The sequence below is a fragment of the Raineya sp. genome (assembly GCF_053497555.1).
In genome coordinates this window covers 1-15,769 of sequence record NZ_JBRCWE010000022.1, presented here as the reverse complement: position 1 = coordinate 15,769, position 15,769 = coordinate 1, and the positions used below count along the sequence as shown (strand labels likewise).

At 37.2% G+C, this 15,769-nt stretch carries 15 protein-coding genes; 7 read left to right on the top strand and 8 right to left on the bottom strand.

All coding sequences use genetic code 11. The features are described from left to right. Positions 1-107: 107 nt before the first annotated feature. A complete protein-coding gene (locus ACWITO_RS02335; protein ID WP_448528397.1) occupies positions 108-1,556 on the bottom strand; it encodes an APC family permease in 1,449 nt (482 codons plus the stop codon). A gap of 256 nt (positions 1,557-1,812) precedes the next feature. Between ACWITO_RS02335 and ACWITO_RS02330 the strand changes: the two genes are divergently transcribed. Next, entirely contained in the window at positions 1,813-2,469 is a 657-nt protein-coding gene (locus ACWITO_RS02330) for a hypothetical protein (protein WP_448528396.1), read from the top strand. Between the two features lie 60 nt (positions 2,470-2,529). Further along, positions 2,530-4,083: a T9SS response regulator signal transducer PorX gene (gene porX, locus ACWITO_RS02325; protein WP_448528448.1), complete on the top strand. Its 1,554-nt coding sequence runs from the start codon at positions 2,530-2,532 to the stop codon at positions 4,081-4,083. Positions 4,084-4,113: 30 nt separating this feature from the next. On the opposite strand, the gene ACWITO_RS02320 is transcribed toward porX, so the two are convergent. From ACWITO_RS02320 to ACWITO_RS02300, 5 genes are read right to left on the bottom strand one after another with little or no spacing between them, the layout of a single operon-like run. Next, positions 4,114-4,935: a hypothetical protein gene (locus ACWITO_RS02320; RefSeq protein ID WP_448528395.1), complete on the bottom strand. Its 822-nt coding sequence runs from the start codon at positions 4,933-4,935 to the stop codon at positions 4,114-4,116. A gap of 25 nt (positions 4,936-4,960) precedes the next feature. After that, on the bottom strand, positions 4,961-5,788 hold the full coding sequence (locus tag ACWITO_RS02315; protein WP_448528394.1) for a phosphatidate cytidylyltransferase: 828 nt from the start codon (positions 5,786-5,788) through the stop codon (positions 4,961-4,963). Between the two features lie 55 nt (positions 5,789-5,843). Then, positions 5,844-7,016: a MauE/DoxX family redox-associated membrane protein gene (locus ACWITO_RS02310; RefSeq protein ID WP_448528393.1), complete on the bottom strand. Its 1,173-nt coding sequence runs from the start codon at positions 7,014-7,016 to the stop codon at positions 5,844-5,846. After that, positions 7,000-7,566 carry a DUF1599 domain-containing protein gene (locus ACWITO_RS02305; protein ID WP_448528392.1) on the bottom strand — a complete coding sequence of 189 codons (567 nt, stop codon included), beginning with the start codon at positions 7,564-7,566 and terminating at the stop codon, positions 7,000-7,002. Before ACWITO_RS02305 ends, ACWITO_RS02310 begins: the two co-directional genes overlap by 17 nt. A 56-nt stretch (positions 7,567-7,622) precedes the next feature. After that, positions 7,623-8,057 (bottom strand): hypothetical protein, encoded by a 435-nt coding sequence (locus ACWITO_RS02300; protein ID WP_448528391.1) that lies wholly within the window; start codon positions 8,055-8,057, stop codon positions 7,623-7,625. A gap of 129 nt (positions 8,058-8,186) precedes the next feature. On the opposite strand from ACWITO_RS02300, the gene ACWITO_RS02295 reads away from it, so the two are divergent. Genes ACWITO_RS02295 through ACWITO_RS02275 form a run of 5 tightly spaced genes read left to right on the top strand, consistent with a single transcriptional unit; the run spans position 8,187 to position 13,597 of the window. Continuing rightward, positions 8,187-11,504, top strand: coding sequence for a DUF4175 family protein (locus ACWITO_RS02295; RefSeq protein ID WP_448528390.1), 3,318 nt, complete (start codon positions 8,187-8,189; stop codon positions 11,502-11,504). A gap of 25 nt (positions 11,505-11,529) precedes the next feature. Beyond that, positions 11,530-11,931, top strand: coding sequence for an ATP-binding protein (locus ACWITO_RS02290; RefSeq protein WP_448528447.1), 402 nt, complete (start codon positions 11,530-11,532; stop codon positions 11,929-11,931). A 12-nt stretch (positions 11,932-11,943) separates the two neighbouring features. After that, complete coding sequence (locus tag ACWITO_RS02285; protein WP_448528389.1) at positions 11,944-12,735, top strand: DNA-methyltransferase; 792 nt, start codon at positions 11,944-11,946, stop codon at positions 12,733-12,735. After that, positions 12,732-13,226, top strand: coding sequence for a hypothetical protein (locus tag ACWITO_RS02280; RefSeq protein ID WP_448528388.1), 495 nt, complete (start codon positions 12,732-12,734; stop codon positions 13,224-13,226). Before ACWITO_RS02285 ends, ACWITO_RS02280 begins: the two co-directional genes overlap by 4 nt. A gap of 5 nt (positions 13,227-13,231) precedes the next feature. Next, a complete protein-coding gene (locus ACWITO_RS02275) occupies positions 13,232-13,597 on the top strand; it encodes a hypothetical protein (protein ID WP_448528387.1) in 366 nt (121 codons plus the stop codon). A 1-nt stretch (position 13,598) separates the two neighbouring features. Here ACWITO_RS02275 and ACWITO_RS02270 read toward each other — a convergent pair whose 3' ends face one another. Together ACWITO_RS02270 and rpsT are read right to left on the bottom strand one after the other, a co-directional pair. Next, positions 13,599-15,092, bottom strand: a complete 1,494-nt coding sequence (locus tag ACWITO_RS02270; protein WP_448528386.1) for a lipopolysaccharide biosynthesis protein — start codon at positions 15,090-15,092, stop codon at positions 13,599-13,601. A gap of 75 nt (positions 15,093-15,167) precedes the next feature. Further along, positions 15,168-15,422, bottom strand: a complete 255-nt coding sequence (gene rpsT, locus ACWITO_RS02265) for a 30S ribosomal protein S20 (RefSeq protein WP_448528385.1) — start codon at positions 15,420-15,422, stop codon at positions 15,168-15,170. Positions 15,423-15,769: the final 347 nt, after the last annotated feature.

Here is a 15,769-nt window from a genome sequence, read left to right as displayed (position 1 = left end):
GAGATGAATTTGTTGCAATAATAGGTCAAAAAAATTTAATTCGCAAGAAAAAGCCGATTTTTTTCAAAAAAAATCCCGAAAGGCTATTGCTTTCGGGAATGATTGTATTATGCAGTTTGGTTTCTTTCCAAATTGCTACTTTTCTTACCATAGACAAAATAAATCAAAATACCAACCAGCATCCAACCTCCTGCAAGCATTTGAGCTAATTTATCCAAATTGATAATCAAAAACGCATTGGTAAGTACGCCCAAAGTTGCAACCAGTGGCAAAGCAGGTACTTTGAAAGAACGTTCTACATTAGGCTCTCTGACACGCAAAAGCCATACAGCCCCGCACACCATAGCAAAGGCAAAAAGCGTTCCGAAGCTAGTCATATCACCCAAAATATCCAAAGGCACAAAAGCCGCAACAAGCGATACCACAAAGCCTACCAAAATAGTGCTTTTGAAAGGAGTTTTGAAGGTTTTATGAATGTCTTTGAAGAAGTTGGGAAGCAAGCCATCTTTTGCCATACCCAAGAAAATACGTGTCTGTCCGAGCATCATTACAAGCATCACCGAAATAAGTCCTGCGGTTGCGGCGGCAGTAATAATGTATTTTGCCCAACCCAAATTTTGCTTTTCAAAAGCGGCGGCAACAGGTGCTTTCAAATCCTCTCCTGTAAAGCTATCGTATCTCATCATTCCAGTAAGTACTAAAGAAACAGCAATATACAAGATAGTACAGATAATCAGCGAAGCCAAAATAGCAAAAGGCATATCCTTTTTAGGGTTGATAGCCTCACCTGCTTGCGTAGAAACTGCATCAAAACCAATATAAGCAAAGAAAATGGAAGCGGCACCTGCAAAAACACCTTTCAGCCCGTATGCCTGATGTATTCTGCCATCTTCGCCTGTAAGCTCTTTGGGTTCGGGAATGAAGGGTGTCCAGTTATCAGGATTGATGTAAAAAATTCCTACCAAAATTACAAACAAAATAGCCCCTACTTTCAAAACTACAATTAAATTATTGGCACTGGCGGCTTCTTTGATACCCTTTACAAGAATAGCCGTAACCACCCAAACAATCAGGAAAGCAGGCAAATTGAAGTATCCGCCCGCAAAGGGATTTTTGGTGAATTGTTCGGGAATAGATAGCCCAAACATACCTATCAGTTTGTTGAAATACCCCGACCAACTCACTGCTACCGTCATTGCCCCCATACCATATTCCAAAATTAGCCCCCAGCCAATTAGCCAAGCAAAAAATTCTCCCACGGTACCATAGGCATACGCATAGGCAGAACCTTCTACGGGAAGCATAGAAGCAAACTCGGCGTAGCAAAGTGCCGCAAAAATACAAGCAATGCCCGCTATTACAAAAGAAAGTGCCAGTGCAGGACCCGCATTGAAATACGCTACTTTTCCTGTGAGTACAAAAATACCTCCACCGATAATAGCCCCAATACCGATAGAAGTCAAGCTCCATTTGCCTAAAACTCTTTTGAGGTCGCTTTTTTTCATATCTGCCTCAAAAGCACTCAAAGGTTTTTTTCTCCAAATTGATGATGACATTCTGCTAAAAGTTTAATGATGAAACGTTGATTTTCAGAATTTTATTAGGTGAAACGGGATTTCAGCAAATTTTATTTGAAAAGTTGGCTTGCAATATAAATACTTTTGGCAAAACAATGGTATTTTTTGAAATTTTTTTTGGACTTTTTTAAGCAATCCAAGCCCGCCATTTTTGTTTTTTCTTTAAGATTTAACGAAAAAAATGTATTTTTGCACAAATTGGCATTATGTTTGTAAAAGCATTTGAAAAATCCGTATGAAAAAGTGTTTGTTATTTTTATTGCTTTGGGCTTATGCAATGTTGGGCAAAGCCCAAATTTTTGAAGGCTACATCAAGTATGCCCACCGGGTAGAAGTTACCGATACCACTTTGCAGAAAAGCGATTTTCTTATTGCCTATGAGTTTGGCAGTAAATCTACGCTGTACATCAAAGGGAGCAATTATTACTGGAAATTTGACGACTGCAAGCGTGAATCCCAAATTTATATCAATAATTCGGCAATGCTCTACGACAAATACCCTAAAAATGATACACTTTTTAGCAGTAGTGCTACGTTTGAAAATGAGGTAATTGTGCAAATGGAAACCAAAAGAAGCAAGATGAATGTTTTGGGCGAACCTTGCGACCTGCTGACCGTGAAATCTAAATTCATCAAGGAGCAACAAATGCGAGGACGTATGTTTTATTACAGCAAGAAATACCCTCTACACCCCGATTTTCTCAAAAATTTCAAAATGAACAACAACAACGAAATTTTTGCTAAAATGGGCTATGTGCCTCTGCGTTTTGTATTTATTTATCCCGGTTTCCGGGTAACTTATTTTGCTACTGAAATCAAACGAAACAAAGTAGATGATAGCCTTTTTGATGTTTCCAAGAAAAAAGTAAAGTCATTAGCAGTCAGAAAATAAGATGCAGAAAATTGCATTGAACTTCAACATTAAGAAATTCAACCTTCAAACCCCTCTTTTATTATGCAGTATCATATTCTTTGGGCTGATGATGAAATTGATTTGCTCAAACCTCATATTTTATTTTTGAAGCAAAAAGGCTATGAAGTTACGCCTGTGTGTAGTGGCGGAGATGCTCTGGATTTGTTTCAGGATAAGAACTTTGATATAGTTTTTCTTGATGAAAATATGCCGGGAATGAGCGGGCTTGAAACCCTTGCCCAAATGAAAAATCTCAAACCTCATATCCCTGTGGTAATGGTAACCAAAAGCGAAGAGGAAAGAATTATGGAAGAAGCTATCGGTTCGCATATTTCCGATTACCTTATCAAACCTATCAACCCCAATCAGCTTTTACTTTCGGTTAAAAAAATCTTAGAAAACAAGCGTATTATTACAGAAAAAACCAATTTAAGCTATCAACAAGATTTTCGTAATCTTTCAATGGCTTTTAATGAAAGGCTGAATTTTGAGGAATGGGCAGAAGTCTATAAAAAGCTGGTTCATTGGGAACTTGCCTTGGAGCAGGCTTCCGATAAAAGTATGCAGGAAGTTCTGGAAATGCAAAAAAGCGAGGCTAATACCAATTTTGTTCGTTTTGTGCAAGATAGCTACGAAGAGTGGCTCAATAACCCCAATATTGAACGCCCTTTGCTTTCGCACCAACTTTTCAAGAAAAAAGTATTCCCCGAAGTTGGTAAAAAGGATACTATCTTTTTTATTCTGATTGATAACCTTCGTTACGACCAATGGCGAGTCCTTTCACCTATCATAGGCGAGCTTTTTAATATTGACGAGGAAAGTTTGTACTACTCTATTCTGCCCACTACAACGGCTTATGCTCGTAATGCTATTTTTGCAGGTATGTTGCCTACCGAAATCGCTAAGAACTTTCCTCAATATTGGAAAGATGAAGAAGACGAAGAAGGCAAAAATCTTCACGAAGATATTTTTTTACAAAAACAATTTGAAAGAAATAAAATCCAAGCCAAAGTGGCTTATCATAAGGTTATCACCAATCAGCAAGGGAAAAGTCTAGTAGAAAGCTATAAAAATTTATTGCACAACGATTTTGTAGCGATTGTGTATAACTTTGTAGATATGCTTTCACACGCCCGTACCGACCTGCAAATGATACGCGAGCTTGCTCCTGATGAGCCAGCGTATCGTTCCTTGACCAAATCTTGGTTTCTACACTCTCCGTTATGGGAACTATTGCAGAAAATAGCTCGCGAAAAAGTGCGTATCATTATCACCACCGACCACGGCACTATCCGAGTGAAACGCCCTTTCAAGATTGTAGGCGATAAAAGTGTAAATACCAATCTGCGTTACAAACAAGGGAAAAATTTAAGCTACGAAGGCAAAGATATTTACGAAGCTCGCAAACCCGAAAAGATATTTCTGCCCAAACCCAATATTTCTACAAGTTATGTTTTTGCTGTGGAAGACTACTTTTTTGCTTACCCCAACAACTACAATTATTATGTGAGCTATTTCAAAGATACTTTCCAACACGGAGGTATTTCCTTAGAGGAAATGATTATTCCTTTTGTTTGGCTTTCGCCAAAGTAATAGCTTCGTATCGTTTTATTGGAGCAGAAGCTACTTTTTGGTGTCTTTTTCTTCTTGGATTTTTTGGGCAACTTCTTTGATGAAATCCATAGAAACTTCCAAAAGCGAGGCTATTTGTTCCATAGAAAAGCCTTGCATCAGCATATTTTTTACGCCGTTGAATAAACCTTTTTGCAAACCTTTTTCTAAACCTTGCTTAAAACGCAAGTCATTTTCCAAATTATAGACAAGTGCCATTTTTTCTAAAAGGTTTTGAACAACTTCTTGCAAATTACGCAAATTTGCAAGAAGTTCCAAATGTACAACGCATTTTTCTTTGCGAAAAGTTTCCAAAGATAGTGCTTTTATTTGTTGTAAAATTTCTATTGTAACCTCTTCCGCTTTTTTATCTTCAAAATCTGCTAAAATGGCAAGTATAATCTCTTCGGGAATGTCTGAATTTAGAAACAATTTGTATGAATAAGTTTGTAGATTAATGATTTTGTAGGCAAAGCTAAAATTTTCAAGTTGTAAATCGGAAAACATTTTCCTGATTTCACGATTTCCAATAAAAAATACATACTGTTTGATAGGTAATCTGTATTTCCGTAGTAAAATAGCGAAATACTCTACCATTCTATACAACATCTCCTCACTATCCTCTACTTGAAACTCAATATGCAAAATGTAATCCTGACGGCTATCTTGATGTAAAACCTTTTTCAAAAAATCAGGACGGCGTTCTAATGTTACTTGCAAATCATCAGGAATTTCCTCTAATTGTTTAGGGCTAATGTTCAATAGCTTTTCTGCCAAAGGTAAAATGATTTCCTCTATATTTTGCTTGATAAGTTTGTCGTAGTCTTGTGCCATATAACTCACGTTAAATCCAAAACTCTTACAAATGCAACAGCCCAAACACCCAAGGCATTGCGATTAGCAAGCCGTCAAATCTATCCAAAAAGCCGCCGTGTCCGGGAATAAGCGAACCCGAATCTTTGATTTGCAGGCTTCTTTTGAGCATTGATTCTACCAAATCACCCCAAGTACCCAAAACCACAATAATTGCAGAAATTAGCCACCAACGCCAAACCTCAATTTCCGTAAAATAAAACGCTAAAACAAAAGCCACCACTTGCGAAAGCAAAAATCCGCCTACAAAGCCTTCCCAAGTTTTTTTAGGTGAAATACGCTCAAAAAGTTTTCGCTTGCCAAATTTTCTGCCTGCAAAATAAGCCCCTGTATCACTTGCCCAAAGGCAAAAAAGTATGCCCAAAGGTATCTGATAAACATATTTTTTCATCAAAAAACCCGCTTGCATAAATAAAACCCAAGGCAATACCACGTAAATCACCCCCAAAAAAGTTACGGCTATGCTCTGAAAGGGCATTGTATCGCCTTTTTGGTACAATTTGAGTAAAAACGGAAGGGTAAAAAAGGGAACTATCCCAAAATAAGATTGTAAAAAGGCTTTTTCAAACAAATCGTTCTGTAAAACAACAAGCCACAACACCGCCGCAAACACAAAACCCCAAACACGTAAAGGTTGCAAACCCGCTTTGCCAAGCAGGTTGTAAAACTCAGCAAGGCTCAAAAACATTATGAGTGTGAAAAGCCCTACAAAAGACCAATACGAAAAAACCAACGCCGAAATTAGCAAAAATGCCCCTATAATACCCGCTATTACCCTCTGCGTGAGATTGGAAAATTTTTCTAAACCAAACATATACTTATTTCCTGTTTTCCATACTACAAATTAGACCTAAACGATTACACGATTTTCAAATTTTTTCAGGAATTTGTAGGTATGACCATTTTTTACGCACCGTACCATTTTCTAAAAGAATAAGCCCAGGATTGGTGCGAATCATCGCTTTCAAAATTTTGCTATCCAAGGCGTGATGTTCCATTGGCAATTGGTATTCGTGGCAAAGCAGTTCCATTTGGGCTTTATCAGAACTCAAACCTAGTGGAATAATATCCGAACCTTTCAGATTTTTGAGCAAAACAGAAAACTTTTGAAATGCCTTCAAATTGGTTTTTCTAATATCAGGAACAATGAAAAGCAATTTTTTGCCCACAAACATTTTATTCATTTCCGTAGTATCGGCATCAATATAGCGGAAATCTGCCCCTATTTTTGCCTGTGCCTCGGGGTTGAGCAGTGTTTGCTTGAAATCTTTATACTTGTAGGTAGTGCTATCGCTCAATTTTTTATCCCATAATTCCGAAAACTCTTTTTCCGTAAAAACTTCCTCTTTGCCTGTTTTGAGATTGGTGTAAATATAGCTATTTTCAAAGCGTAAAGGTTCTTTGGGCTTCATCAGGCTGGGTAAATGATTTCCTACCTTATAGGGTAAAAAATCTATAATAGGCAAGTAGTACGCCGCATACAAACCTACTCCAAACGAAGCCAAAGAAACTACTATATTGCTTATCCAAGCCCATTTCTGCGTATTGGGAGCGATTTTTTTGTTTTGCAAAAGCAAAAAACCTATCAGAAATAGCAAAACAACATCTTTGAGAAAAGACTCAACAGGTTTGAGCTTGATAGCATCTCCAAAACAACCGCAATCCGTAACTTTGTTGTAGTGCCAAGAATAAAAGGTAAGTCCTGTAAAAAATACAATTAGCAGAAACAAAGACCAAAGTGTAAGTTTGGGACGAAAACGAATAAGCAAGCTAAATCCCCAAATTACTTCCAAAGCACTCATCAGAATTGAAAAACTCAATGCAAAGGGTTTTAGGCTTTCAAAAAAGCCGCTCATTGCCGTTTCTTTGGTTTCTTTCAGTTCGCCTCCAACCAAGACTTTTTCTCTAAAATCATCAGCAAATACATCAAAATACTCTTCCAATTTGATTTGCGTGCCTACGGGGTCGTTGAGTTTGATAAGCCCTGAAAAAATAAACAATGCCCCTACTAGCAAAATAACGATATTAACGGCTATTCTCATTTTCCAAAAAGTTTAGTTGTATAAGGCAAAAAACAGCATAATTCAGAATATCTTGATAGTTGGCTTCTACCCCTTCGGAAACTTGGGTAAGTCCTTCGTTGTCCTCTATTTGTTTGATACGCCTAATTTTCATTAAAATAAGGTCTGTCATTGAGCTAACTCGCATTTGTCGCCAAGCCTCGCCGTAGTCGTGATTTTTACGCATTAGCAAATTCAGCGTATTTTGGGCGTGTTTGTCGTACAATTTATTTACTTTTTCCCAAGAAAGTTCCATTTCGGTTTCGCCTTTATGCAATAGCTCGCTTTGCATAAGGGCAATAAGAGCATAATTGATGATTGCGACAAACTCTAAACGTATGTCTTCGGCAATTTGTTGTGAGCCTTTCTCCTGAATAGAGCGAATACGATTGGCTTTGATAAAAATTTGGTCGGTAAGCGAGGGCAAACGCAAAATTCGCCAAGCCGAGCCGTAATCTTGATGTTTTTTCTGAAAAAGATTTTTACAATACGCAATAATCGCCTGATACTGCTCCGAAGTTTTATTATTCATTAGAAAAATGATTTTCGTCTAAAATCTTGTATATTATCTCTTGCCTTTCTGCCTTCTCACTTTACTTTTCGCAAGTACATACGTATAATTTCGCCTGTTTCGTAGTCATTGAGTAAAACCATTGAACTTTTGGTAAGTTGCTCTATGCCTACTTCATCAGGTTTTTGGAAAGAGCCATCGGGGTTTTGTTGTTCTTTGATAAGTTTAGAGGCATAGGTATTGAGCCTCCATTTGCCATTTTCTTTCACTCCCGAAAAGATAGCCGTATAGTTGCCATTCCGATTAAATTCAAAACTTGCCGATTGAGCCATTAGTTTAAGTTCATCATCTATTTGTTTTTTCTTTTCGGGGGTAGCTTTGGCAATAATAGGCTCTAAATGTATCATTTCAATTTTTTCTACTTTCCAAACCCCCGCTACCCAAAGTGATTTATCATTTTGAGCATAAAGCCCCACAGGCAGGCAAAAAAGCAAAGCTAAAAGAATTCTCATCTCCGTTATTTTGAATGTACTTTTGCAAAAATAACAAAAATCTTTTGTTTGTCTGCAACAAAATACTTAATTTAGTGTTTGCGTTATCGTATAAAGATTTTTTGCAGGAAAGCCTTTGATGTTTGAGCTATGAATTTGCTGAATGAAAACTTAAATCGTTACAAGCGAAAATATTATTTCAATTTACTTTTGCGAGGCACACTGATTGTTACGCTTTTCGTACTTGCTACTTATTTGCTTTTCAGCACAGCCGAATATTTTGGTCGTTTTAGCTCTTCGGTGCGTGGTTTTTTGCTATTTAGTTTTATTGCTACTGCCCTTTTTTCAATGACTTATTGGGTTATTTTGCCTTTGATGAAAATGCTTCATATTCTGAGGCAAATCTCTGATGAGCAAGCCGCTGTGCATATTGGCTCGTATTTTCAAGACATCAACGACAAACTGCTCAATGCACTACAACTCAAAAAAATTCCTCAAAAAAGCGAACTTCTGCTCGCCGCCGTAGAGCAAAAAGGCAAACAACTCTCGGTTTTCAATTTTGCCGATGCCATTGATTTATCCGAAAATAGAAAGTATCTACGTTATTTTCTTTTTTTGCTTTTGCTGGCGGCGGTTGGTTTTTGGATAGGCGGTTTGAAATTTTTTACAGAACCTTCCAAACGAATTATCCGCTACACCGAAGCCTTTGCCGACGAAGCTCCTTTTAAGTTTCTTTTGCAAAATAAAACCCTCAAAGCATTCAAGGGGGAAGATTTGAAAGTTTCGCTCAAATTGCAAGGTACTGCACTGCCCCAAGAAGTGTATTTGGTAACCGAAGAAGGCAAAATCAAGATGCTTACCGAGCCACAAGGAGGTTATTTTTTCAATTTTCAAAAAATTCAGAAAGCCGAAAAATTTTATTTTGAAGCCGCTGGCTTTCAGTCTGATGCTTATCAAATAGAGTTACTAGAACGTCCTTCGCTTTTGAGTTTTAATGCTAATTTGCTTTACCCTGCTTATTTGGGCAAAACCCCTGAAACCATCAAGAATATTGGCAATTTAGTAGTACCCGAAGGAACGCAAGTAGAATGGACTTTCAATGTAAGCCAAACTGATAGCCTTTCTTTGAGCTTTGAAGGCGATAAAAATATCATTTTTGCAGAAAAAACCTCCAACAAAACGTTTAGTTATTCTCGCCTGCTCAAAGCCTCTCAAAATTACTCCGTAAGGCTCAAAAACCAATATAGTGAAAATAAAGAAGCTATCACATATTACATCAATGTTATTCCTGACCAATACCCAAAAATTGGTATGGAAACCTATCGCGATACTTCGCTGTATAGTTATGTAAGCGTAGGGGGTAGTATCAGCGATGATTATGGCATAACGCGGCTTGCTTTTTTTTACCGAATTATAGGTGCTGATGGCAAACCTCGTACCGAATACAAAGCCACACCCATTGGTGTTCAGACAGGTTCGCTGGCTCAAAATTTTTATTATGAAATGGACTTGAAGCCGCTCAATTTACGCCCAGGCGAACAAATCGAATATTTTGCCCAAGTTTGGGACAATGATGGCGTAAATGGTGCAAAAAGTGCGAAAACACTCACCTATCAATTCAAAGTGCCTGATGAAGCCGAACTACGCAACGAAGTTGATAAATCTGCCAAGCAAACTGCTTCTAAAATTGATAAAACACTCCAAAAAGCCCGAGATTTGAAAAGAAACTTGCAAGATTTGGATAGTAAAATCAAAACTAAACCAAGTCTGGACTACAACGATAGAAAGCAAATACAAGATGTTTTGCAAAAAAAGCAAGAACTTGAAAAAGACATCAAAGAATTGCAGGAACTCAACAAACTCAACGAAGAAAAGAAAAATCTTTTTGATGAGCAAAAAAATGATGCTCTCAAAGAAAAGCTGGAACAACTCCAAAAACTAATGGATAACCTGCTTGATGAAGAAACCAAAAAACTTTACGAAGAACTTGAAAAACTGCTTGAACAACAACGCAACGACCAAAAACTGCAAGAACAACTTGAAAAAATTTTGAATAAAGAAGAAAACTTGGAAAAAGAATTGGATAGGACTTTGGAACTATTCAAGCAAATGCAATACGAACAAAAATTTGAGGACATTAAGAATGACCTAAAAAATCTTTCGCAAGAACAGCAAAAACTCGCCGAAGAAACCGAAAAGGCAAATCCTAAAAATCAAGACCAACAACAAGATTTACAACAAAAACAAGAAAAACTCAACGAAAAATTTGATAATCTCAAAAAGGAAATGGAGAAATTGGAAAAGTTGAACCAAGAACTTCAAGAGCCTAACCCTTCGCCCAAAATGGAAGAGCAAATGCAAGAAGTAGATAAAGAACAAGATAAAAGTTTGGAAGAACTTCAAAAACAAAATAATAAAGACAATAAAAAGGCTTCACAATCCCAACGGAAAGCCGCCCAAAAAATGAAAGAAATGAGCGAAAAAATGGAGCAAATGAGTGCCGAAATGGAAATGGAAGGTTTGGAAGAAGATATGAATAATTTGCGAAACATTCTGGACAACCTCGTAAAACTTTCTTACGACCAAGAGGAACTAATGAAGCAAATGCGAAACTTGAACGTTTCAGACCCACGTTTCAATGAACTTGCCCAAAAACAAATCAAGCTCAAAGATGATGCCCAAGTGATTGAAGATAGCTTGCAGGCTCTCGCCAAACGCCAACCAATGATTGAGTCTTTTGTTACTCGTGAGTTAAGCGATATGCGTAGAGCAATGGAATCGGCTTCAAAGGCTATCAAGGAGCGAAAATTAGGGCTTTCCAGCAGCAAACAACAATCTGCAATGACTTCAATGAATAACCTTGCCCTGATGCTCAATAGCTCTATGCAACAAATGCAAAATCAAATGAATGGCAAATCGGGAAAAGGGAAAAACAAGAAAAATCAGAAAGGCGACCAACCCAGCCTTGGCGAACTGCAAAAGCAACTCGGACAAAAAATTCAAGAACTCAAAAAAAGTGGCAAAACAGGCAACCAACTTTCAGAGGAATTAGCTAAATTGGCGGCACAGCAGGAAGCTCTTCGCCGTATGCTTGAACAAATGAAACAGGGGCAAAAAATGGATAAAAACGGACAAAATATGGGTGAGCAACTCAGCGACCTGATTAAAGAAATGGAAAAAAATGAAGAAGATTTAATCAATAAACGCCTCACTGATAGGCTCATTCAAAGGCAAAAAGATATAGAAACTCGGCTCTTGGAATACGAAAAAGCAATGCGTGAACGTGGCGAAGAAGAAAAACGTAAAGGCGAAACCGCTACACCCAAAGAAAAGAAAATACCCAAAAACCTTGAACCTTACACCAAACCCAAAGAAAAACAAATAGAAATGCTCAGGACTTTGCCGCCTGCCTTAAATCCGTACTTTAAGCGTGAAATTGATAAATACTTTGAAAAAATTGGAAAATAAGAATTTTACATACGTCAGCAATAAGTTGGAGTCTGTGAGTTTGCAGATTCCTTCGCTTCCCGAGAATATTCGTATCGTTGAAAGTTTTATTGAGAATATCCGCGACCAATACCAAATCAACGACGATATTTATGGGAATATCTTGGTTGCCATTACCGAGGCAGTCAATAATGCCATTCATCACGGCAATAAGTGTAATCCAAAGAAAAATGTAGAGCTGGCAATGCAACTGCTGGAAGATGCTATCCGCTTCGTGATACGTGATGAAGGCGAAGGCTTTGACCACCAGCACATTCCCGACCCACTTGCTCCCGAAAATCTTGAAAAAATCGGCGGTAGAGGGATTTTTCTGATACGTCATCTTGCTGATGAAGTTCATTTCCAAGATGAAGGTAGAGAAATTACAATGGTGTTTTATGTGAGTTAGAACGTATCGGTTATGGAAAGTAATCGCATTTATCAGGGAGATGCCCTGCAACTCATAGAACAAATTGATGATAACAGCATAGACCTTATTGTGTGCGATGGTCCCTATGGCATAACAGAAAATAGCTGGGACAAGATTACTGATATTCAACAATACAATCTTCATCTTATCCAAAAATTTAGCCGTATTCTTAAGCCTGGCGGGGCTTTGTATCTATTCGGTAAAGACGACTGCATAGACTTTATTGATTATCGCCCTTTTTTAAAGCTAAATCGTAAAATAGTTTGGTATCAACCCAGCCGTTTGGCTCAGGGCAGGAATAACTACACTAACAATTATGATTTAATTTGCTACTTTTCCAAAGGTAAGGCTACTACTTTTAATTTAGATGCTATACGAGTACCGCAGTTAGTAGAATTAGAACACAGACTGCGTTGTGAGAAAGTCCCTTCTGTTGTAAATGGAAAATTTGGAAAAACTAAATTTAATGAAGAAGGCAAAAATCCGGGTGATGTTTGGGGAGATATTAAGCAACTCACCTACAAATCAAAAGAGCTAATTAGTAGAGAGTTGTTAAATACCATTCAAAAACCCGAAAAATTGATAGAAAGAATCGTGAAAGCCAGCTCAAACGAAGGAGATTTAATTTTAGACCCTTTCGCAGGTGTAGGAACAACATTAGCCGTTTGCAAAAAATTTAACAGAAACTTTATAGGCTTTGAAATCAATCCACATTTTGTAGAAATCGCTCAAAAAAGAGTAAAAGCTATTGAGCTTCAAAAGGAATATAGCTTATTTCAATGAAAAAGCATATTTTTAGAAAAATCATCACTTTGATTAGCAAAGCACAAGAAATGGCTCAAAAAGTTGGTATCCCTAATATTTTACAATCTGGGCTTATCAAGGAAATGATTATTGCAGAAATTCTAAATCACGAACTAATTCACTCTAAAAGAGATGCTGATGCTTGCCATCCACAAAATCCCCAAATCAAGTACGAGTATCTTTCTTGCTACGAAGGTGGCACAGGACAATTTGATAGAATGTTCAAAGAACCTCCAGCTAAACGTCAGGCTTCTCTTTATCGTATAACTCGTAATCAAAAAATTTATTTTGCAGTATTCTACAAAAACCAACCATTAAAAGTGAAAGTAATATACGAGTTAGAGCCTGACATTGTAGTCAAAGAAACAGAAAAACAACTGGATAAAAGTAAAAACAGCATTTCTCATATTGGATTTAGCGAAAGTTGGGTAAAAGAAAATAGCATAATTGTTTATCAGAATAATATTTAACCTATATGCAAAACGACCCTGAACTTCAACAACAAGCTAAATATCTCGGAACTTTCACCAAAGATTTTGCTCAAATTGCCGATATGCTCAAAGAAGCCTCTTATACTTTACGCAGTAGAGGCTTTGAGTACCCCATTTTTCCTATTTGCAAAGAAAAAATCGCTATTGGCAAGATTTTTATTGAAAAAGAGCAGATGCACTTAGATTGGCACTGCTACATTTCGTATTTGCAAGAATTTACAGACCGAAAACTTATCACAGATACCGAAACTTTCAAGAGTGCCTACAAAAACCCCGATGAGTATTGCTGTTTGTTTGTGGTAGATAAAGATTTTATGAATTTTGTTTTTCTACCTTACCCCGAAGATTAAGCTACCTTTTAACTTTCTGCCAAATACGCCAAAAAATTTGATTAACCTCTGCCGATACCTCAAAGTAAATTACAGGCAAGCAGTACATCACACAAATCAGTAGCACTTTCAATGGCAAAAGCCATAAAAGTTCGGTAAGATTTTTAGCCTTAGGTAGCAGAGAAACAAATCCCAACACTACCAGGCTGATTATCAGAACGTGCAAGTGTTTGGGCTGAAAAGGCTGTATTCGGTGAATTTTATAGACAAAAAACAGGTGTGTCAAAACCATCAGTGAAGTAGCCATTGCCGTAGCCAAAGCCGCCCCTTGTACTCCGTACCATTCTATAAACCAATAATTTAGCAGAATATTCAGAATGGCTGAAAAAAATGAGAATATAGAGGCAAAATAAAACTTCTTTGAATACAAAATTAGCTCGCCACGTAGCCCTGTGGAAAGATTGAAAAGCGTTGTAAGTCCTAAAACAAATACTATCCATTTGCCTTCGGCATAAATTTTACCTTTGGGTAAAAGTAAAAAAATCTCATCAATACAAAGCCATATCCCCAAAAACACAAAAGCTCCTGCCAAAAATTGATGCAAAGCCGTTTTTTGATAGAGTTCTTTCATTTTTTCTCTATCTTTTCGGGCTATTGCTTCCGAAAGCAGTGGAATAGAGATTTGTGAAAGAGCTTTTTTGGGAATATCCATCGTCATTACGATAAAGGTTGCCAGCATAAAAATAGCACTCTCACGCAGACCTTCTTGCCCTGCCAGCATAATTCTATCAGCAAAGCGGAAAAGATTTTCTCCAATACCTCCCAAAGCTATCAGAACACCATACAAAGCCATTTGTTTGAGGCTTTTTTTATCAAAAAACTTCCATTGAATCCTCCAAAACCATTTACCCAAAATACGAATATACACTAAAAGCAGTATCACTGCCATTCCATAAAGAGCCGTAAGCAGATATAAAAAAGCATCAAAACTTACCCAGCCCAAAGCAAAAATGAGAATAAGACCGATATTTCCACTTTTCAGAAAAACCTCTCGGATAGCCGTAGGAATAGCTATCCGTGCATTGTTACGTGTGTATGCCTCCAAAACTATCATCAGTACCCAAAAAGCTGTGAGCGGCATAGAAAGAAAATGATAATCCAATATTTCGGGTGATTTGAGGCGAAAATATGCCGATACATCTTCGCGAAAAAGCCAATAAAACCCACAAAAAACCGCTATACCCAACAAAGACCATAAAAAAATTAAGCCCAAAAAACCGTGATGCTGTTCTTTTTCGTTCCGATGAAAAACAAAAAATTTATCTGTAATAAAAGGTAAGCCTAAATGGGCAAAGGAAGCAAAAACAAGACTATTTTCAAGCAAAAGCCTACTGATAGCGAGCTGTTCGGGAGAAAGGAACTTGGTGGCTACAAAAAGATTATTGATAATCCCCAAAACTACCCCTACATAAGAGGCGAAACTGGCTTTCAGGCTTTGGCGAATAACGATTCCCATAAGTTAGCTTAAAACAAAAAGAGGACATTTCTGTAAGCAAGAAATGTCCTATTCACACTTAATTTTTAGAGAAAATTACGCTAAACTATTCACGTATTTAGCCAGTTTGGATTTGTGGTTGCTGGCTTTATTTTTGTGAATAATGTTCTTTTTAGCAAGTTTATCCAACATTGAAGCTACTTTGCTCAAAAGCTCTACGGCTTCGGTTTTGTTGGTAGTTTTGCGTAGTTTTTTCTCAAAAGTACGTGTAGTTTTCAAGTAAAAGCGATTTCTCAACCTTTTGGCTTCGTTTGCTCTAATTCTTTTCAGTGCCGACTTATGATTTGCCATAATTTTATGCTTTAATTTTCCTGTTTCCTACAAGGGAGTGCAAAATTAGAAAAGTTTTTTCGGCTTTCCAAAAAAACATAGAAATATTTTTCACAAACTTGCCCGAATGAAGCCAAAACAAGATATCAAGGGCTTGGATAAATGTGCAAAAATTTTTAATCCGTCTAAATATCTTATTTCCTAAAATCCTGTCTCCTGCTTCTTGTTTCCTTTTTCTAAACTACAAATCAGACCTAAACAATTACTGGACTTTTAATTTATTACACTTTTCTGATTAACTAGTCGTCCCTTAAAAAGTCTCTAAGTTATTGTTAATCAAATAGATATAATCAAAAAATAGTGAAAAA

Bases quoted from the DNA above. Each gene is read 5' to 3' on its own strand.
- ACWITO_RS02305 (WP_448528392.1), bottom strand. From the start codon at position 7,566: ATGAATAATAAAACTTCGGAGCAGTATCAGGCGATTATTGCGTATTGT.
- ACWITO_RS02275 (WP_448528387.1), top strand. From the start codon at position 13,232: ATGCAAAACGACCCTGAACTTCAACAACAAGCTAAATATCTCGGAACT.
- ACWITO_RS02295 (WP_448528390.1), top strand. From the start codon at position 8,187: ATGAATTTGCTGAATGAAAACTTAAATCGTTACAAGCGAAAATATTAT.
- ACWITO_RS02330 (WP_448528396.1), top strand. From the start codon at position 1,813: ATGAAAAAGTGTTTGTTATTTTTATTGCTTTGGGCTTATGCAATGTTG.
- ACWITO_RS02270 (WP_448528386.1), bottom strand. From the start codon at position 15,092: ATGGGAATCGTTATTCGCCAAAGCCTGAAAGCCAGTTTCGCCTCTTAT.
- ACWITO_RS02335 (WP_448528397.1), bottom strand. From the start codon at position 1,556: ATGTCATCATCAATTTGGAGAAAAAAACCTTTGAGTGCTTTTGAGGCA.
- ACWITO_RS02300 (WP_448528391.1), bottom strand. From the start codon at position 8,057: ATGAGAATTCTTTTAGCTTTGCTTTTTTGCCTGCCTGTGGGGCTTTAT.
- ACWITO_RS02320 (WP_448528395.1), bottom strand. From the start codon at position 4,935: ATGGCACAAGACTACGACAAACTTATCAAGCAAAATATAGAGGAAATC.
- ACWITO_RS02310 (WP_448528393.1), bottom strand. From the start codon at position 7,016: ATGAGAATAGCCGTTAATATCGTTATTTTGCTAGTAGGGGCATTGTTT.
- rpsT (WP_448528385.1), bottom strand. From the start codon at position 15,422: ATGGCAAATCATAAGTCGGCACTGAAAAGAATTAGAGCAAACGAAGCC.
- ACWITO_RS02285 (WP_448528389.1), top strand. From the start codon at position 11,944: ATGGAAAGTAATCGCATTTATCAGGGAGATGCCCTGCAACTCATAGAA.
- ACWITO_RS02280 (WP_448528388.1), top strand. From the start codon at position 12,732: ATGAAAAAGCATATTTTTAGAAAAATCATCACTTTGATTAGCAAAGCA.
- ACWITO_RS02315 (WP_448528394.1), bottom strand. From the start codon at position 5,788: ATGTTTGGTTTAGAAAAATTTTCCAATCTCACGCAGAGGGTAATAGCG.